This is a genomic window from Helicobacter cetorum MIT 00-7128 (genome assembly GCF_000259255.1).
Lineage (GTDB): Bacteria > Campylobacterota > Campylobacteria > Campylobacterales > Helicobacteraceae > Helicobacter > Helicobacter cetorum_B.
The window spans coordinates 304,995-325,121 of record NC_017737.1; the positions used below are offsets into that span (position 1 = coordinate 304,995).

At 35.5% G+C, this 20,127-nt stretch carries 14 protein-coding genes; 10 read left to right on the forward strand and 4 right to left on the reverse strand.

Annotated elements, in window-relative coordinates; genetic code table 11:
* Positions 1-15: 15 nt before the first annotated feature.
* The 7 genes from HCW_RS01540 to HCW_RS01570 are packed head-to-tail and all read left to right on the forward strand — an operon-like array spanning position 16 to position 7,365.
* On the forward strand, positions 16-2,463 hold the full coding sequence (locus tag HCW_RS01540; RefSeq protein WP_231283047.1) for a tetratricopeptide repeat protein: 2,448 nt from the start codon (positions 16-18) through the stop codon (positions 2,461-2,463).
* Between the two features lie 8 nt (positions 2,464-2,471).
* Positions 2,472-4,505, forward strand: a complete 2,034-nt coding sequence (locus HCW_RS01545; protein WP_014660471.1) for an ATP-dependent helicase — start codon at positions 2,472-2,474, stop codon at positions 4,503-4,505.
* The gene (flgA, locus tag HCW_RS01550) at positions 4,502-5,164 is read left to right on the forward strand and encodes a flagellar basal body P-ring formation chaperone FlgA (protein WP_014660472.1); all 663 of its coding nucleotides are present in this window, start codon (positions 4,502-4,504) and stop codon (positions 5,162-5,164) included. Before HCW_RS01545 ends, flgA begins: the two co-directional genes overlap by 4 nt.
* A gap of 11 nt (positions 5,165-5,175) precedes the next feature.
* A complete protein-coding gene (locus tag HCW_RS01555; protein WP_014660473.1) occupies positions 5,176-5,742 on the forward strand; it encodes a UbiX family flavin prenyltransferase in 567 nt (188 codons plus the stop codon).
* On the forward strand, positions 5,742-6,224 hold the full coding sequence (gene coaD / locus HCW_RS01560; RefSeq protein ID WP_014660474.1) for a pantetheine-phosphate adenylyltransferase: 483 nt from the start codon (positions 5,742-5,744) through the stop codon (positions 6,222-6,224). Before HCW_RS01555 ends, coaD begins: the two co-directional genes overlap by 1 nt.
* A 2-nt stretch (positions 6,225-6,226) precedes the next feature.
* The gene (gene tmk / locus HCW_RS01565) at positions 6,227-6,802 is read left to right on the forward strand and encodes a dTMP kinase (protein ID WP_014660475.1); all 576 of its coding nucleotides are present in this window, start codon (positions 6,227-6,229) and stop codon (positions 6,800-6,802) included.
* Positions 6,790-7,365: a phosphoribosyltransferase gene (locus HCW_RS01570; RefSeq protein ID WP_014660476.1), complete on the forward strand. Its 576-nt coding sequence runs from the start codon at positions 6,790-6,792 to the stop codon at positions 7,363-7,365. The genes tmk and HCW_RS01570 overlap by 13 nt, the downstream gene beginning before the upstream one ends.
* 1 nt (position 7,366) lies before the next feature.
* On the opposite strand, the gene HCW_RS01575 is transcribed toward HCW_RS01570, so the two are convergent.
* Positions 7,367-11,680, reverse strand: coding sequence for a S6 family peptidase (locus HCW_RS01575; RefSeq protein WP_014660477.1), 4,314 nt, complete (start codon positions 11,678-11,680; stop codon positions 7,367-7,369).
* A 132-nt stretch (positions 11,681-11,812) separates the two neighbouring features.
* Between HCW_RS01575 and HCW_RS01580 the strand changes: the two genes are divergently transcribed.
* Both HCW_RS01580 and HCW_RS01585 read left to right on the forward strand, forming a co-directional pair.
* The gene (locus HCW_RS01580) at positions 11,813-12,709 is read left to right on the forward strand and encodes a biotin synthase (RefSeq protein WP_269208212.1); all 897 of its coding nucleotides are present in this window, start codon (positions 11,813-11,815) and stop codon (positions 12,707-12,709) included.
* Positions 12,709-13,593, forward strand: a complete 885-nt coding sequence (locus tag HCW_RS01585) for a YihY family inner membrane protein (RefSeq protein ID WP_014660479.1) — start codon at positions 12,709-12,711, stop codon at positions 13,591-13,593. The genes HCW_RS01580 and HCW_RS01585 overlap by 1 nt, the downstream gene beginning before the upstream one ends.
* A gap of 46 nt (positions 13,594-13,639) precedes the next feature.
* Here HCW_RS01585 and HCW_RS09825 read toward each other — a convergent pair whose 3' ends face one another.
* The 3 genes from HCW_RS09825 to HCW_RS01600 all read right to left on the reverse strand — a co-directional run bounded on the left by HCW_RS09825 (position 13,640) and on the right by HCW_RS01600 (position 18,855).
* Positions 13,640-16,192 (reverse strand): outer membrane protein, encoded by a 2,553-nt coding sequence (locus HCW_RS09825; RefSeq protein WP_014660480.1) that lies wholly within the window; start codon positions 16,190-16,192, stop codon positions 13,640-13,642.
* Between the two features lie 9 nt (positions 16,193-16,201).
* On the reverse strand, positions 16,202-17,857 hold the full coding sequence (locus HCW_RS01595; RefSeq protein ID WP_014660481.1) for an outer membrane protein: 1,656 nt from the start codon (positions 17,855-17,857) through the stop codon (positions 16,202-16,204).
* A gap of 296 nt (positions 17,858-18,153) precedes the next feature.
* Positions 18,154-18,855, reverse strand: a complete 702-nt coding sequence (locus HCW_RS01600; protein ID WP_418904631.1) for an outer membrane beta-barrel protein — start codon at positions 18,853-18,855, stop codon at positions 18,154-18,156.
* 135 nt (positions 18,856-18,990) lie between these two features.
* Between HCW_RS01600 and HCW_RS01605 the strand changes: the two genes are divergently transcribed.
* Positions 18,991-20,127: an ABC transporter permease gene (locus tag HCW_RS01605; protein ID WP_014660483.1), complete on the forward strand. Its 1,137-nt coding sequence runs from the start codon at positions 18,991-18,993 to the stop codon at positions 20,125-20,127.

A 20,127-nucleotide genomic window follows, 5' to 3' on the forward strand; every position in this document is an offset into this window, starting at 1 on the left:
TCAACTGATTCTAAAATCCCCCCTTTTAAACAAGCTTTCAAACAAACTATAGACAAGCTAAAAAACCCCAAAGAGCTTTTTAAGGGGCTTATGAATGATAAGAAAAAGCTCATTATTGCTATTGCAATGTTAGTTGCTTTTATAGTGCTAATTATAGTATTAAGCTTATTTTTGGGACATAAAGAAAAGAAAAAGGAAAACTCCAAAGCTCCTATAGCCACTTCAAAGCAAGCCACAACTAATAGTGCCAATAATGCTGAAGAAAAAGACGCTAAAGAAAAGGCAGAAAATCTTAATTTACCGGATTTAATGGGCGAGGGAGCCTTTGCTCCTAATGAATCTAAAGAGCGTCAAGTGGATGCGATGATAAAAAAAGCGAGCATTTTATATGAGCAAGGTCAAAAAAATGAGGCGTTGCACTTATTTGATAAAATTGCCTCTTTCTCTCAAAGTATTGCAAGCCATAATTTGGGCGTTATTAGGTTTAATGAGGGGAATTACAATGAGGCATTAGATTCATTTGATTCTAGCATTGCCTCACAAGAAAATGCAAGTGCAAGTGCGCTTGATGCGCTCGTGAGCGCTTATTATTTAAAAGATGCAGATTTATATTATCACTATCTAAAAATTGTTAGAGAAACTTTATACAAGGATTATAAAAAATCTTTTTATTCTTATGCGTATGCGCTTAAGTCCTACTATGCTGAGGAATATTTTGAGGCTCTCTCGCCCTTAAAACACCCCAATTCAACAGCCTTTCTTAAGCCCAATGCACGCCTAGCATCTAAAATATTTTTAATGTTTAGAGATGAGAGTAATGCGTATGAGAATTTAAAGAAAAGCGCTACTAGCAAAGATGAGCTTGCTTTAGGGCTTTTGCAAGCACGCTTAGGCAATTATGATGAGGCGTTGACACACTTAAAGAGATTTTTGCAACATTATCCTAACGATTTGCAAGGGCTAATGGCTACTGAAATGATTAGCTTAAAAAGGGGCGATATTTCTAGTGTGAGCGAAATCTTAAAAATGATTAGTCATAGGAAAAAGCAAATTGCTCTAGCTAATTCTTTTTATCCTATCAAGCCCCTATCAAAGCCGTTTTATTTGGATAAAGAATCTGCTAAAGAATATTTTTGGAAAGCTCAATATTTTCAAGGAAAGAGAGATACCATTTATCGTATTCTTTTTTATTATGCACCTTTTAAGATTGTAGATTCTTATGAGGCTTTAGGGGTGATTCAAGAAGGGCTTTTTCTTTTAGATTCAGAGCAACAAAAGGATTTAGAAGGAGCGAGCAAGGCTCTAAAAAGAGGGCGTATGATTGCTTTAGCGGATAAAAATAGCTTAAAGGGGCTTAGGGAATTAGAGCAAAAACATCTGCGTAAAGCCTTGTATTATTTTAAGCTTTCTTTGAAAAATAGCCCTAATAATGCCTTGATACACTACAATATAGGCTTAATTTATGCGCAATTAGAAAATTACTACAAAGCATATTTTCATTTTTTAAGGGCTTATCATTTAAATTCAGCAGATTATTTGAGTGCGATATTTGCCTTAATGTCAGCGCATTTTACCCATGATGATGGCGCAGAGCTTTTAAGAGAAATTACAGAGAATTTCTATAATCAAGATTTTTCTACCCCTACACAAAAAGCTTTTTTAGGTTCGCTTGTAGCCTTTTTAAACCATCGCACTAATTGGGATATGGACTGGCTTAAAAATGCGCCTAAAAAAATCCCCCTTTATTATGCGTTGCAAATGGTCTTTGCCAATGAGAATAAGAATAAAAAATTAGCCATAGAATCTTTTATGCGCTTAAAAACCATGTTGCCAAAAGATTTACTCTCGCATATTTTTTATGAAGTGGTATCCTACTATGATGCCAATATCCGTCATACTTTGAGTATCTACACACTTTTAGATTCTAATACGATTGATTTGGAACAAACCATGCTAGGGCCCATTTTAGGGCGTAGATTTTATGCGTATATGGGATTTATTGTAGGAGATTTGGATAAACAAGAGAAGTTGATTGAAAAAAAGCTCGCTAGTTTAGAAGAGGGCGAAGAGCCTAATGATTTGTTGCAAAATTTAGCTTTAGTGAGCTTGTTTCAAGGTAAATATGAAAAGGCAAGTGCATTATATCAAAACCTAATTGAAGGGCTTAAGGATAATGAAACACGCTTAAAAATCTTAGCAAGCCTAGTGCATATTATTCAAGGCAACTACAATCAAGCGTCATTACTATTAGAGCTTGGCAAGCTTGATGAGCCAAGAAATGAAGATATTCGCTATGCTTTAGGATTGTTATACCAACAAAAGGGTGATTTAAAGTCTGCTTTAAATCATTTTCTAGCCATTAATACCCCTAATTTTTCTTCTTCTTACTTTGATTTTAAAATTGATACAGATATTTTAAAAGAGCGTTTGAGCAAAGAGAAAAAAGGCGAATTTTTAGAATAAGGTAAAAAATGGATTTTGAAAAAAGTATTTTAGAGGGACTAAACGAGGCACAAAAAGAAGCTGTCTTACACACACAAGGCCCTATGCTTATTTTAGCAGGAGCTGGAAGCGGGAAGACTAAGACTTTAACAAGCCGTTTAGCGTATCTTATTGGCGCTTTGGGAGTGCCAGCACAAAATACCTTAACGCTAACCTTTACCAATAAGGCTAGTTTAGAAATGAGAGAAAGAGCGAGCAATCTATTGGAAAATCAAATCATTGTTCCTCCCTTGCTTTGCACCTTTCATCGCTTTGGGTTATTATTTTTACGCCAGCATATGCACTTATTAAAACGGGCATGTGATTTTGTGTTATTAGATGCTGATGATACCAAATCGCTTTGCAAACAGCTTAAAATCTCTAGTCATCGTGAAAATATTTCAAAAATCAAAAACCATATTATTGACTTAGAAACACAAGACAAAGAATGTCAAAAAGCCTATGCCCACTATACAAGCGCTTTAGAAAAGGATAATTTGGTAGATTTTGATGATTTGTTAGCCCTTAGTTTTAAAATCTTAAAAGAAAATTCTTCTATTGCTCAAGAATTAAGCGAGCACTATAATTATATTATGGTTGATGAGTATCAAGATACTAATCGCTTGCAATTTGAGCTACTAGAATTATTGTGTTGCAGACATGATAATTTGTGTGTAGTGGGTGATGATGACCAAAGCATTTATGGTTGGAGAGGGGCAGATATTTCTAATATTTTAAACTTTACTACGCATTTTAAAAACTCAAAATTGATTAAATTAGAACAAAATTATCGCTCAAGTGCTGAGATTTTAGAATGTGCCAATAAACTAATCGCTCATAATGAATACCGCCATAAAAAGACCTTAATTAGTCATAAGGGTGCTTATAAGGCCGTGGAGTGTCAAGAGTTTCCTACCCAAAAAGAAGAAAGCTTGAATGTGGCTTATCAGATTAAAAAGCTTTTAGAAAAAGGCGAGAATTTAGAAGAAATAGCGATTTTATATCGCCTAAATGGATTAAGTCGTAGTATTGAAGAAAGTTTGAATGCCTTAAATATTCCTTATAGATTAGTGGGGGCTGTGAGTTTTTATGAAAGAGCTGAAATTAAAGACGCTCTAGCTTTTATGCGTTTAGTAGCCAATAAGAATGAGCGCTTTTTTTTAAGGCGTGTTATCAATAAGCCTACTAGAGGCATTGGGAAAAAAACGCAAGATTTGGTGCTAGAAACTTTAGAAAAAGAGCAACTAGGTTTAGAAGAGGCATTAGAAAAAGAGCTATTTGTGGGTGTGTTGAGCGCTAAAAATTTGCAAGTCTTAAAAAACTTTGTAGCTTTAATTAAGCGCTTAAGAGAGTATTTTGAAATTTCTATAGAGAAGTTTTGTGCTGAATTTTTAGAAGAAACTAACTTAATGCAAAGCTATGAAAAAGAAGACAATTATGAAGAAAGAAAGGGCTTTGTAGAAGAATTACTAGGCTTATTAAAAGAATTTTTTAAAGAAAATTTAGAGAGTTCGTTGCTAGATTTTTTAAATGAAAGCGCTTTAGATAATGTAAGCATTCAAGATTGTGGCAAAGTGAGTTGCATGAGCGTGCATATGAGTAAGGGCTTGGAATTTAGGCGTGTGTTTGTGATTGGCTTAGAAGAGGGCTTTTTCCCCCATGGGAGTTTTTATAAAGATTTTGATGATGACAATGATTTAGAAGAAGAGCGCCGTCTAGCTTATGTCGCTATTACTAGAGCTAAGGAAGAACTGCACCTTTCTTATGTGAAAGAGCGCTTGTATTTTGGTAGAAAGACCCCATGCATGCCCTCTTTATTTTTAAGAGAGGCAGGACTTATGACAAATGATAAAGAGAATTTATCTATTAGGGTGGGGGATTTGGTTCAGCATAAGGTTTTTGGCACAGGGCGTGTGCTAGAGATAGAAAAAGGCGTGCAAAATAGGGCTTTAAAAGTGAATTTTGGAGGGCGTATCCAAAGGATTATGGAGGGGTTTTTAGAAAAAGTTAGGGAGGGATTTTGAAGGCGTTTATTGGTGTTTTAATTTTTTTAAACCTTTTATTTGCTTTAGATTTAAACACGATTGAAAAAGAAATTGCTAAAACTTATCTTAAAGAATATCAAGCTTTGCATTTAGAGATTGAAAAAATCAATTTGAATTTAGCAGAGCGATTTAATAATGCTAAGATTTTAAGTTATGAGTTAGGTTCTAAAGAGACATTAAGAAAAGATGGGGTGGTCTTTTTAAATATAGAATTAGAAAATCAATCAAAAATGCGCTTGCCTGTGCGCTATAGCATTATAGGGAGTATTCAAGCTTTTAAGAGTGTAGGCATTATCAAAAAAGATGAAAATATCACTGAGGCTAATACTTTAGCCACACGCATTCCTTTTGGCTCGCTTGAAAGCCCTTTATTAGAAAGTGCAATCAATCACTCTAGTGCCAAGGTCTATATCGCACCTAGCACGCTTTTAAATGCAAGCAAAGTTCAAGCGCTTATTGTGGTGCATAAGGGCGATGTTATTGTGGGGGTGTATCAAGAGGGGCGCATTATACTAGAAACAAATTTGCAAGTTTTAGAAAATGGTGCGCTTAATAGTGTGATTCAAGCTAAGAATTTAGAGAGCAATAAAATCTTAAAAGTGCGTATATTAAGTAGCTCTAAGGCTCAAGTTTTGTAAGGGAGAATAGATTGAAATTAGTTTTAGGTATTAGTGGGGCAAGTGGAATCCCCTTAGCATTGCGCTTTATTAGAAAGCTTCCTAAAGACATTGAGCTGTTTGTGGTGGTTTCTAAAAATTCTTTGGTGGTGGCTAAAGAGGAAATGCAAATCAATTTAAAGAGTGTGATTAAAAAAGAGCGCTCTTCTATCACTCTTTTTGATGAACAAGATATTCATGCAAGCATTTCATCAGGGAGTTATGGCGTTCATAAAATGGCGATTATTCCAGCTAGTATGGATATGGTCGCTAAAATTGCGCATGGCTTTGGAGGGGATTTAATCTCTAGATGTGCAAGTGTTATGCTTAAAGAAAAACGCCCTTTACTTATTGCTCCTAGAGAAATGCCTCTAAGTGATATTATGTTAGAAAACTTATTAAAACTCTCTCGCTCTAATGCGATTATTTCGCCACCTATGATGACTTATTACACTCAAAGCAAAGATTTAGATTCTATGGAGGATTTTTTAGTGGGGAAATGGTTTGATAGTTTGGGAATAGAGAATGATTTATATCCAAGGTGGGGAGTGTTAAGCTAATGCAAAAAATAGGTATCTATCCGGGAACTTTTGACCCTGTAACTAATGGGCATGTAGATATTATCCATCGTTCTAGCGAATTGTTTGAAAAACTCATTGTTGCTGTAGCCAATTCAAGCGCTAAAAAACCTATGTTTAGCCTAGAAGAGCGCTTAGAGATGATGAAACTTGCTACAAAAGCTTTTAAAAATGTAGAGTGTGTGAGTTTTGAGGGGCTATTGGCAGATTTTGCTAAGGCACATCAGTGTAAAATGCTTGTAAGGGGCTTAAGGGTGGTGAGCGATTTTGAGTATGAATTACAAATGGGTTATGCGAACAAGTCCTTGAATACGGAGCTAGAAACCATTTATTTTATGCCAACCTTAGAAAATGCGTTTATTAGCTCGTCTATTGTGCGCTCAATCATCACTCATAAGGGTGATGCAAGCCATTTATTGCCAACAAGTGTGTTAGAGCTAGTGAAAAATAAGGGGGGCATTTAAAAATGTATGTAGTATTAGAAGGCATTGATGGTGTGGGTAAAAGCACCCAAATAGACTTATTAAAAACAAAGTTTCAAAACGCCCTTTTCACTAAAGAACCCGGTAGCACAAAAATTGGCGAGAGTTTACGCTATATGGCTTTAAATGAAAATATCAGCGAGTTAGCTAGAATGTTTTTATTCTTAAGCGATAGAGCGGAGCATATAGAAAGCGTGATAAAACCGGCTTTAAAAGAAAAAAAACTCATTATTAGTGATAGAAGTTTAATTTCTGGCATGGCTTATAGCGAGTTTTCAAGCTTAGAATTAAATCTTTTAGCCACGCAAAGTATTGTGCCAGAAAAAATCATTCTCTTATGGATAGATGAAGAGAGTTTAAAACAGCGTTTGAGCTCTAAACAATTAGATAAAATAGAAAATCAAGGTATAGACAAGCTATTAAATATCCAACAAAAACTAAAGGTTTGTGCTTATGAGCTTAAAGAAAGATTTCAATGTAAGATTTTAGAATTAAACGCTAAAGAAAGCATAGAAAAATTACACCAAAAAATAGTAGCCTTTATTGAATGCGTTGCTTAACTTGCTTAAAACTCTCTTTTAAACCCCTTTGTCAAAGCTGTTTGAATGACCTATCTTTACGATTAAAAGTAAGAGTCTTAGAAGGTGTGAGCGTGTATAGCTTTTATGCTTATAGTGAAGTAGAAGATTTAATCAAAAGCAAGTATTCTCTCATTGGCTCTCGCCTTTTACCTTTGCTTGCCCAAAAAGCTAGTAGAGAGTTTTTAAAAATCTTAAAAGAAAAGGGTTTGAACGCCCCCCTTTATGGCATAGCTATTGATGATAGAGTGAAGTCTTTTTACTCACATTCGGCTGTGCTTTTAAAAGCTTTTTGCAAAAACAATCTAAAAGCCACTTATGGGAATTTAAGGGCAACCAATTCTATCGCTTATGCAGGAAAAAGCCTAGAATTTCGCACAAACAACCCTAGAAACTTTAATTTCAAAGGCGACAAAAGCTTAGATTACTTCTTGCTTGATGATATTATTACTACCGGAACCACCCTAAAAGAGGCTCTTAGTTATCTTAAAAATTTAGGCATAAAAGTGCATTTTGCTATCGCATTATGCGATGTAAGTGAGTAGTTTAAAAACTCCACCCTAAGCTAAACTCACCCATAGTGTATTTCAAACTTTGTCCAATACTCGCCCCTAAGAAAAAATGCTGTGTGATTAAGTATCTCGCATTTAAGCTTGCAAACCATTGCAATTTGGCTTTAACTCCCTTATAGGTCGCAAACAAAGGGTCATAGATAAAACTCACTTCTTGTGAGTTTTTGCCTAAATGTGCGAAATGGGTTATGCCACCTTGAAGTTCCATAGAAAAACGATTGGGCGTAAAACGCACAATGGCTTTTGCTCCACTAGTAAACCATTGTCTTTGAGCGCTTTTAGCGTAAAAATCTTGCGTAGAGAAAGCGCTGTTATTGTGTTGTTGATAGCCTAAGACTACTTGAGCTATTAAAGAAAGGCTATTTAATACCAAGCGATACTCCCCAGCAACTCTACTATCTATAATGCGTGTTTGCCAACTAGCATTTTGAGTGTTATTTAAGGTTATAGCATTAAATTTGGATTTTTCTTTGAGCTGTGCATAGCTAGTTTGAATAGCCAACCCAAACCCAGATTCTTCTTCATTGCTATTGTATTGAATCGTAGCTCTTCCTAGATACACCCGCCCAGCTTGTCCTCCTATGCCGATTTTAAATCCGTTTTTACTTGCATAATGCCCCCCTAGATATTGACTCACACCAATATTGCTTGCACGAGTTTTGGTAAAGATTTCACTCTTGCCCCTTAAAATAGGGTCGTTCTCTAATTCCAAAAGAAACATCACATCATTGGGGTCTCTCAAGCTTGCTACACTACTTAAATCACTATTGGTTTTATTGACTAGATTTTGCATGCCTATTTGGTTTCTTGTCATAGCCATAGCCTTAAATTCTCTCTCTATGGTAGGGTTCGTAGCGTTTTTGAGTAAGGCTAAGAAGTGGTAGTTGTTAGAGAGTTTGTGTAATGCTTTATTAGATAAAGGGTTCTCATTGCTTTTCTTAATAATCAAATCATTGCCACTGAAATTATAAGTATAGTAATAATTTTTGTTGGAATTGTCAGTAATGAATACATCTTTAATCAAACGCTTGTCGTTTAAAGTGGGTAAAGATATGGTGCGTTGAATTTCATTTCCCGTGGTTACTACCTCATCTGAAAATGCTTTATCTATTTTGACATTGATTTTGGCGTCGTTAGCTAAGGTCAATGTTTTATCATTGCCTTGCAGAATTGTTTGGGTTGTGCCTTGAGTGATATTAAGATTTTGAATGACTTCTGTATTGATTGGTAGTGTTGAGGTTCCGCTTGAAATATTGAGATTATTAACTAATAAATTTGAAGTGTTATCGCCTGTAATCTTTAAAATAGGCGTATTGTTTTGTATGGTGGCTAGAGCTTGCATGGGTGTGGGATTTTCTAATGGTTGAGCTTGTAGGGTTAAATGGTCTAAATAAGCTTGACTATGATTTTCTATTTTTAGATTAGCTAGATTATTTACATTCATAGGGGTATTTAGCACACTATTATTGAGATTAATGGTTTTAGCATTGATTGTGCCTTGATTTTGAGTAAAATCTTTTATATTTTTAAGATTGATAGTTTCAGCGCTAAGATTTCCACTAGTCATTTTTAGGCTCTCATTCACATTAAGCGTGCTATTATGTGTAAGAGTTCCACCTTGAATGTTTAAATTTTTAATTTCTGTTTTAGTGTCAGTAAGGGTGGCTTGATTACCGGCTTTAAGCGTTAAATAGTCCGCATTTAATGTTCCGCCATTCATTTTTAGCGAGCTAGGAGCGAAGTTTTCTAAATAGCTTGTAATATTTGCCTTAGTTGCGTTAATGCTGTTGCTAAAACCTTGAGTTTTAAAGATAGTATCTATATTTTTGCTTGTTACAAGCTGTTTGTATGCGAAACCATTACCGGTAGTATTTTCGCCATCATAAAAATCAGCGTAATGGGTTTTGTCGCCTAGAATTAAAGTGGCATTGTCTTGTAGCTCTACATCACTCTTTAAATCTGTAGAGCTTGTAACTTTTAGGGTTGCGTTACTCTTTATCGTTACTTTTTGTGCTGTATAGGTGCGTTTATCCCAATCAGGCTGAGTGAGAGTGCTTGGGCGGGTAATATCCATATAGTCGGGTAATTTAGGGTTGATTGTAGTTTTATAAGTTTCAATGAGACATTGTATTTTTGGGTCTTCATAGTAGCGATCATAATTCAATTTTCCATTTTTTGCTTCATTGCACACTTCTGCTTGGGTTGGCTTTTTGGCGCTTGGGTTATACTTACTTTCCCTAAAACTCGCATGGGTTGTAGGGTGCGATTGCAAAATGGTTTCGTTATTAATGGTTACATGATTGACATTAAAACCGCCATCTAAAATAGTGGTTACTTGATTGTTTGTTGAATTGATATTTAAGTTAAGCTTGCTGTTGTTTGAGCTTTCTTTTGTGGTATTTCCAATGTGAGCATGCATAATCACAGCGTTTTTTTCTACGCCTTGAGTAGGCAAGCTTTCTACAAAAATAGGATTTCCTTTGTCATCACTACTCCCATTTTGATTGATAGTGGGGTTTGCCTTTAAATCTAGGGTAAGAGTTGTTTCTTTTATTAGGTTGCTATTAATGATTTTTGCATGGTTATTATCAGCTGAAAATTGCGTGAAAATTTGGTCGTGTCCATTTAAATCTAAAATCCCCCCACCTTTAGCAAAAAAGATTTTTTTATCTAAAGAATTATGTTGCGTGCTATTTGTTATGTTATTACCTAGTTTTAAAGTCGCATTTTGTCCGGTAATATAAATATTATTGAATGCGCTACTTGTCCCTAATTCTACAATGCCTTCGCCAAAGCGTAAATTCCCATTAGTTGCATTCATTACCTTAAGAGAGCCTTCGCCTACTTTATGCAAATCGCCCTTTTCAAGCGTTAAGTTATCCCATGTAACACTAGCATTTTTAGCAATATCTAATCCGGCTAAGTCTTTAGCATTCGCATTCCCCTTAAGTGTCCACTCACCACTTTCAAAAACTAGTCCTGTGCCATTTAGATTAGTATTAGTATCAAAAGTTAAGGTTTTGTCTGTGATTTCGCTTTTAAAAATATTGTCTTTATTTGCTTGTATTTTACTTGTGTCGTTATCTTTCATTTCATTTTCAAATTGTTTTTTATAATTTTGATAATCCACATTTAGCACGGGCGAATAGTCCGCCGATGCCCCCGTTATATCGCTAGAATTGCTTTGAACGCCTTGGGAAAGCACACCAAGCACTACCCATTTATTTTGTTTGGTATCATAGGCAATGAGCGCTGAACCGCTATCGCCTTGGTCTACACCCGCAAAGAAAGGATTGAGCTTAAAAGCATCTTTGTCTTTCCAAGGCATAGAGCCAAAAACAGAGAGATAAAACCCTTCTCCATTAAAAGATTGTTTTTCTTCTTCATCGGCTTTTGTTCCTTTTTTCCAAGAAGATTGAGACCCCCAGCGCACTAATGGGTTGGGTTGTCCGCTTGAAGAATAATCGTCTCTTAAGAGCCAAGAACCCCCACTTTTACTTATATGTCCTAATAAAATGCCACGCACAACGCCATTTTCTTTATCTTTTAAATCGCCATAAAGTTTGTTATCTATGATGAAGTTTAAAGTGCCTGAGCCAGATTGAAAGGCTTGGGGCATGCCATTTTTATCTGTTTTGATATTTTTTAACAAGTAGTCGGTAAGTTCTTTGTCTAGCTCATTTTGTTTGTCAAATCGTTCTTGTTTGTATGCGCCTTTTTCTTTTATTATATTATTTACCTGTTCGCTAGGATTTTTATCAAACCCTACATCTAAAGGGCTTGAAGACCCTTCTACAATGTATTTTTTAGTGCGCACATACATCGTATCTCGCCCATAGGTTTTTTGGTGGAGTCCATTTAGCCTTGTTGTGCTATTAGGGTCTTTGCATTGAGGGTCAGACTCATAATCAAATTCATAAGAAGTATTGCCCCATGTTTGTAATTTGGATTGATTGGCAGACTGAATGCCATCTTTTTTTTCAAAATCTGTGCATCTGATATGATGTGCGGTAACGGTGATATTACGCCCTAAAGATGTAACATTTCCGGCTAAGTTGCGTGAGGAAAAATCTGGTATGCCTGAAAAATCAGCCACTACGCCATTTTTGCCATCATAAGTGAAGTCTTTATCGCTATTAGGATTAAAGTTGTTAGGGTCAAACTTGCCTAAATTTTGTCCAAAATCCATGTAATCTCGCCAATAGAAATTGTCTAAGTTTAAGGTTTGAGCGTTTATGGAGGTATCAAAAAATAAGGCTAAAGTGAGCCAATGTAAGCGGAATTTCATCTTTTTTCCTCGTTGGTCTTAATAATTGTTTAGTTTAGTTACAATATATTATAAATTTAGTTAATAATATCAAAAAAATGAATAGAATAAAATAAAAGGCATAATCTTTGAATAGTTTTTGATAGTTAAATAATTTTAAGTTTTTATCTTTGCTATAATCAATCTTTAATATTAAGGAAAACAATTATGCAAGAGATTTTTTTATGCTCTATTTCAAATGTGCGTAGTGGGGATTGCAAAGAAGATTGTGCCTATTGCACGCAAAGCTCACACCATCAAGGCAAAATCAAGCGCTACAAGTTTAAAGATGAAAAAGTAGTGTTAGAAGAGGCTAGAGCCTTAAGAGAATTAGGGGCTTTGGGGTTTTGCTTGGTAACTTCTGGGCGTGAATTAGATGATGAAAAATGCGAATACATTGCTAAATTAGCCCACGCTATCAACAAAGAAGAGCTAGGCTTACATTTAATTGCATGTTGTGGAAGAGCAGATTTGGACAAACTAGAATATTTAAGAGATTCAGGTATTCATAGTTATAACCATAATTTAGAAACTTCGCAAAATTTCTTTCCCAAGATTTGCTCCACGCATACTTGGGAAGAACGCTTTATTACATGTGAAAATACTCTAAGAGCGGGGCTAGGGCTATGTAGTGGGGGGATTTTTGGACTTGGGGAGAGTTGGGAAGATAGAATGGATATGTTGCGCTCTTTGCAAACCCTAGGGCCTCATACCACACCCATTAATTTCTTTATCAAAAATCCGGTGTTGCCTATTGAGATAGAGACTTTGAGCGCTGATGAAGCCTTAGAATGCGTGATTATGGCAAAAGAATTTTTACCTAATGCTAGACTTATGGTTGCTGGGGGGCGTGAGGTAGTGTTTAAGGGTGATGAGGAGGCTAAGTTATTTGAGTATGGCATTAATGCGGTGGTGTTAGGGGATTATCTCACTACCAAAGGACTAGCATCCAAAAGAGATATTGAGAAATTGCTCTCTTATGGCTTAAAAATGGCTACAAGTTGTCATTAATGTTTAACTTAAGAGTGTTTTTAAGAAACTTAAGAGGATTTTTCCACTTGGTTAAGATGTGTTTTCCAGCTCGCCTAAAAAAATTTTTTGAAGGGATTGGCGAGCTTTTTTCTTATGCCTCAAGCTTAAGTTTTTATACGATTTTATCGCTCTCGCCCATTTTGTTGTTTGTGTTTACGATTTTTGTTTCTTCATATATGCAAGCGCATGTGGGCGAAGTGGAGGCACTTATTTTCCCTAACGCACCAAAGCTTATGAGCGCTATTAAGGAGTTTTTAGAAACTTTTAAAAAGACAGATATGACTTTGGGCGTGATAGAGGCTTTTTCCATTCTTGTGGCTTTAGTATTGTTTTGTGAAAATTATCGCAATATTGCCTCTAAGATTTTTGAGGCACGACCAAGAGACTATATCTATTTTAAGGGTAGAGAAATCTTTTTATTTTGGGGTTTTGGCACTACTTTAGTGTTTTTATTTGCTCTGCCATTAGTGGTATTTTTTGATATTAAAATCCAAGTGTTTTTTGATGATAGAAACTCTAGCTTGTTGCATTGTTTGCGTTGGATTGGGACTTATGGGTTTTTTTTAATCCTTTTTACTATTCCTACTAATCATGTATTTTTGCATAGATTTTGGGTGTTTTTATGGGTATTTTTTACAAGCGTTTCTTGGCACATTTTAAAATGGGCGTTCACTTACTATGTGCTGTATAATCGCACCTATCACGAATTATATGGAAATGTATCTATTTTATGGTTTTTGATGAGTTGGGTGTATATCTCATGGCTTGTGATTTTGCTTGGTATGTATGGGTGCAAGATATGTGATAAATATGACCCAAAGAGAGTATTGCAAGGGATTTTGAGTTTTTTAAAAATCAAATAAGAAAATCAATAAGAGTATTAGCACCCTTTTAAAGGGGTGCTAAATTTTAAAAGCCAACCACATAGTTTACATAAAAAGAATAAAGCCTTCTGTATTCTAAATCTGCACTATGACTTTTTAAGTATTGTTGGTTGATAGTGGGGATTTTTACGCCAAATTCAATGCCTTGTTGCAAAAGCCTACCTCTTAAAAATTTTTTAGAACTAGCTTGGCTTATTAGGGAGGCGAAGTTGGTTCTAAAGCCTAAATTGAATAAAAATTGAAAATTAGTGGGATTGATTGCTTTAGAACCCCATTGAGATTTGATTTGATTATCCAAAGAGCTTTCCCATGTGTTTCCAGCAATTTGAATGCCCCCAAAAATCCCTACATTAATCGCCTTACTCACAAAAGTTCTTCTAAAGAAATTATAAAGCAAGTCAGTCCCCACGCCATAAGTATAGATATTAGTCGCTACTTGATTGGAAGTTACTCCAATAGAAGCATGGTTATAATCAAAAAAGCCATAATACCTTATGCCAAAGAATCGTTGCTTGCCAAAGAATTGTTTGTATCCTATGGATACGCCAATACCATTAGCGATGCCTTGTTGCTTAGAAACTCCCGCATTATATTGATAAAAAGCTCTAGTGTCTGTGTGCGATTGTATGCTGTTTTCCAAGTTCGCCATTTTTTGATTGATTTCTTTAATAAAGGATTGTAATTGACTCAAGTCGGTGCTATTTTTACTAGCTAGTAGTTGGGATAGATTTTGACTAAAGACTTGCACGCTAGAAGTTTGATTGCTAATGGTTTGCAAAATATTATTGATAACGCTATTCATAGAAGTATTGTTTAATTGTGATTGTGCATTTTGCAATTCAGTAATGAGATTATCCAAACTACTTGTATAGTCTTTGAGATAGCCTGAGCTATCAGAGTTTATCATCAGTTGCACGAGCCTTATCATGTTATTCATTTCAGTGGTAAGGGCTTGTGTGGTTATGCCACTATTTGGATTAGTGCTGGCTTGTTGTAAGTTGTTGATAAAAGCTTTAGTGTAATCGGTAAAATTAGTGTAATTAGTAACGCCTAGTTGTTTAAGGGTATTAGCTGTAATGGCTTGATTGATTGAATACATCAAGTTTTGATTATTCAAAATGCTTTCTAGCCCATTTGGGCTTGTGTAAGTGGTATTGATAGTGTTATAAGCGTTATTTAGAGTGTTGGTTAGAAGTTGACCTTGGTTTTTTAGCTGATAATAGATACTGCCTTTGTCTTGTGTGTCAAAAAGTTTTTGTAAAGTGGTGTTGCCATTAAAATCATAGTTAGGGTTTTGTTGTTGGAATTTTTCAAGAGCGTTAAGAGTTTCAGTAATGGCATCTTGTTCGTTGGCAGCGATTTTAGCCCCACTAGAAGAGTTGATGGCATTAGTGATTTGATTATCCAAGCTATTTGGGGTAAGGATATTTTGTTGTTGGCCATAACCACTAGCATTGTTAATGCCATTGAGATAGACCATAAGGTTGCTTAGGGTGTTAGCATTGAGAATGCCCCCCACTTGATTTTTCATGGTTTCTAAAATTTGAGCGTATGCGTTTTTGGCGCTGTTATTAGGCACATCGGCGAGATGTTTCAAATCATTAGCTAGAGTGTTTTGCAAGGTTTCTAGTTTCTTTTGTAAATCGCTAGAAAGGACATTTATAGCTAAAGTTTGATTACACCCTGTGCCTAGATTGTTGGTGCTATTAGCCGTAGCAAAATAGGGTGGATTATTAGAATAGGAACAACCCCCAGAGCTTGCTTGCTCGTTTATAAGGGCGTTGATACCCTGAAATTGCTCTTGAATGTTTTTAAGGCTATTGATAGCCTCTTGGCTGTGCGTTTCACTAGCGATATTATTTAATTCATTAAGATAGCTATCCATTAAAGGCTTTTCTAAAGCATTGTTTAATAAGTTAGCCTTATCTACAAAGACTTTTAAAGCGTTATAGTCTTTTTGCACTTGATTCATTGATGATTGAGGGTTGAGATTATCAATATTTGGGAAGAGTGAGATGGAGTTTTTGACCATAGAGTTAAGATTGGCGCTACTTAGTTTCATAATATCTACTAAAGGGTTGTAAGTGTGGGCTTTATTCCAGCTACTTTGACCTATAGTGGCGATAAGCTGTGTAGCAAGATTTTGCAAATTCAAGCTACTATAATAGGCTTTTTGAGTGTTACTATCTGCCTCTAGGCGCTTTTGAATGGTCTTAATCACACCAGCTTGATTGTTAGAGCAATCAATTTGACCATTCGCACAAGAGGCGATTGCATTGGTATTACTTAAAGCATTGAAAAAAGCGTTTAAAATGCTGTTAGACAAAGAGTTTAGCACGCCATTATTGTTATTGGCAATATAATTAGCATCATTTTGCATTTCACTAATAATTTTTTGAGTGATAACAGAGCTTTTGTTATTGACTTTTTGTTGAGCTTGACCGATTTGATAGCCAATAGATGCATAAAATCCATTGTCTTCAGCGACCAACATAGAGCTTAAAAGGGTGCTTAAAGCGAGTGATTGACTAAAAATTTTTATTTTATTGCGGTTTTGTTGATAAGTGTTTAAAATCATAATTATTCCTTAAAATCCTATTAAATAACTCAAATAAAAACTATATGAACGCATATAATCCACTTGCAAACCGCTATTTTTGACATAGGTTTGTGGGATAGTGGGGACTTTCATGCCAATTTCAAAGCCTTGTTGCAAGGGCTTTTGAGAAGAATTGGTGTATTTTTTGGAAAAATAAGTTCTAAAGCCATAGTTAAACAAGAATTGAAAGCTAGAATGATTGATTTTAGAGCCACTTGGAAGAATTTGATTTAAAGAGCTTATCCAAGTCTGCCCTGCTAATTGAAAGCCTAAAAAGAGTCCTAAAGAAAAGGAGCTAGATTTGCCTTTGCGTTGGAAAACATTAAATAGGCTATCCATTCCAGCCCCATAAGTAACTAGATTGGTTTTCACACTTATATTGTTATTAAACCCAGCATAGCCATAGTCAAAAAAGCCATAATATCTCAAGCCAAACCACTTCTTTTGCCCAAAGAATTGCTTGTAACCTATTTTAGCTCCAAAGCCATTCATATTAGACACGCTATTAGACTGCGAGGCAAAGCCCGGTAAAAGCGTGATAGCATTTAATGCGGAGTTTTGCGCATGGAGTTGTTTGAGTGTGTCAAGGACTTCTTGATTAGCTTTGTTAAGACCTATTTGTTGGGAGCTATTGATAATTAAATTATTTTTAGCGTAATCTTGTAGTTGTCCCATTTTATTGGCTAGGTTTTGCCCATTAACTAATAAGTTTTGGTATTGAGTCTCATTAGAATTTTTGTTTAAGGCGTTGGCTTTTGCTTCAAAAATATTCATACTATCTTCAATATTAGTGATAGCTAAGCCATTGGTATTGGAGTATTCATATGAGCCACTACTAACATTGCTATTAGCTTGTTGGCATTTGCTATCGCATGGCACATACTGAAATCCGCTATCAATGCCAAAAGAAGTGATTTGAGCAATGCTATTAAAAAGCTCTTGAGTGCTAATAGTCTTGCCATTGATTTTTCCTACAAAGCCTTGATAGTTTCCATTCATCGCTCCTGATGCGGATTGGTTATACATCAAAGTGGCAATAGCACTATTAACATCGTTTAAAACGATATTAGCGATTTGCTGGGCATCTAAGGTTTGGTTATTTAGAATGGTTGTAGGGGAAAAATTAGGGTCATTAGCATTTTTTTGAGACTCGCTAATTAGTGTGTTAAGTGCTGTGAGAGCATTATTGAGGTTAGTAGGGTTATAGGGAGCAAAAGTTGGCCCTGATTTTGATGCCCCATTAGTGCAAGGATTCTTATCGCTTGCCCCCGGACAAATAGCTTGCATAAGAGCTTTAGTGTTTTCGCCTATGATTTGCGCCATATAAGTTAGAGGGGTTACAGACTTATGGTTTTTAGTTACGCTTGAACTTATGGTTTTTCTTAATTCGCTTGCAATGTTAGCCCCAGGATTTTTGATATTTTGTTTGGCGTAGCTTGTTTCATACGAAATGCCAAAAAACCAACCATTTTCTTCAGCAATAAGTGTGTTAGCGCTTAAAAGCGAACCTAAAGTAAAAGCAAAGAAAGTTTTTGGAAGAGATGAATTAAGGCGTGTTAGTATTGTTGTATTGTTGTATTGTTGTATTGTTGTATTGTTGTATTGTTGTATTGTTGTATTGTTGCGTGTGTGATTGCATACCACTTAGTTCTCCTTGAAATTAAAATGTGTATAAAAAATAATTAATAAAAATTAAATGCTCCGTATTCTATTGTAGAGATTTTAAAATTAGTCTTAATTTTATTAATTTTCTGTTTGTTTTTATTTCTATTTTTTAAGTATAAATAAGAAAATAATCAAGGATTTGCGCATTTTATAGCGTTTCATCAAGTAGTTATCAAAAATAACTCCAAAATAGAAAGTTACCTTTTGTAATGATTTTTTAAAAAATAGATTTTAAAGGGGTGTTCGTGTTTAGTATTTTGTAGATTTTGATATGACTAAAATTTGTAGTTATACATCATATAAAACATGGCTGAGGTTTCAAAACGCTCTGATTTAGAAAGCATGCGAGCTGTAGGCAAAATCTTAAACCCCCATTCAATGCGATGTCTTAAAAAGAGTGTTAAAGAGATACCCCCATCTATAGTGAGTCCGCCCGCATAAGCCGCATGCTTAATGAGTTTAAAATTTTCATTATCAGCATAGACTACCACCCCTCCTCCTGCACCCCCAAACGCTCCTAAGTAATATTTATAGCTACCTAAGGGAAATTCCATAATAATATCCATGCCTACTGAAAGCATGGTAAAAAAGGAGTTGGTGGGGTCGCTATGGCTTTGATAGTTGACTTTTCCTGTGCCTAAGTCCCATGCAAAAAATCCTCTAACCCCAACATATCTTTTGAAAAAGCTTTGCACGCCGGTTTTTAGATTGAGTGTTGCGATAAAGTTTTTGACTTCTTTACCTTGATAATCTTTAATGGCATCTAAAACCCCAAAGCCTGTGCCAAAATACCAACCACTTTTTTTGCGTGTTAGGCGTTGGCGATTGATAATGCTTTTATACAAAGCCTCATGGGCTTTTTTATTTCTGTTTGTAACCTTTTTAATTGGTTGTGGCTCTGTAGAACCATAGGCTTGTGGAGCAATAAGACTCAATAGGATAAAAAGGCATAAAAAAGAACCGAATTGTTTAGATATTTTAGAAATAATTGCGCCTTTAACTTAATAAAATATTATTTGGTTAGTTTATACTATTTTGTGTTAAAATAGCTTTATGAGCGCAAGTTAAGCGGTGTTTACTAAACAAATTTTTATTTGAATAGAGAGCATTTTATGGGAATAGAAAAACAAAGCTTTTTAGAAATTACCAGCGAGGGTGCTAATTCGGTATTAGTTTTGAGGGGAGATTGGAATTTTAGAACGAGCGCCAAGCTTTTAGGAGAGCTTAAAACAGCCTTATTGAAACATAAGGGGCGCTTAAAAATTGACCTTTCTTTATGTAAGAATATAGATTTTGTGTTTGGCATGTTCTTATTTGATTTGATTAAAACACACCGCCTAGATATAGAATTATGCAATGTATGTGAGACCAATGCTTGTGCGCTTAAGGTAGTGCAAGATTGGGTGTTGCAAGATGAAGAAGTCTTACAATCTAAAAAAACAAGCGCTAGGCGTGAATTGTTGCTTGCAAAAATGGGTAGGGGAGTTGTAGAGTTTTGCAACACCTTTTTAAATGCCCTAAACTTCTGTGGCATGATTTTGTTTTATTTTGCTAAGGGTGTTGTAAATCCTAAGCGCTTTTGCTTTACGCCATTAGTCTATCATATCAATGAATCCGGTTTCAAAGTCTTGCCTGTAAGCATTCTAACCGTGTTTATCGTTGGGTTTGCTATCGCTTTGCAAGGGGCATTAGAGTTGCAAGAAATGGGCGTGCCTTTGACGGCAGTTGAAATGACGGCTAAACTTGCCTTAAGAGAAATTGGCCCTTTTATCTTAACTCTTGTTATTGCAGGGCGCAGTGCGAGTAGCTTTACCGCTCAAATTGGGGTAATGAAAATCACTGAAGAGCTAGACGCTATGAAAACTATGGGCTTTAGCCCTTTTGAATTTTTGGTTTTGCCTAGAGTTTTAGCTTTAGTGATTGTCTTGCCTTTAATGGTTTTTATTGCTGATGCATTCGCACTTCTTGGAGGCATGTTTGCCATTAAGTATCAATTAGGATTGACTTTTTCACATTATGTAGACCGCTTGCATGATACGGTGAGTTGGAGTCATTTTTGGGTAGGCATTGTCAAAGCGCCTTTTTGGGGGTTTGCAATTGCAATGGTGGGGTGTATGCGTGGTTTTGAGGTTAAGGGAGATACTGAGAGCATTGGGCGCTTAACTACCATTAGTGTTGTGAATGCTTTGTTTTGGATAATCTTTTTAAACGCAGTATTTTCTATTATCTTTTCTAAATTGGATATTTAA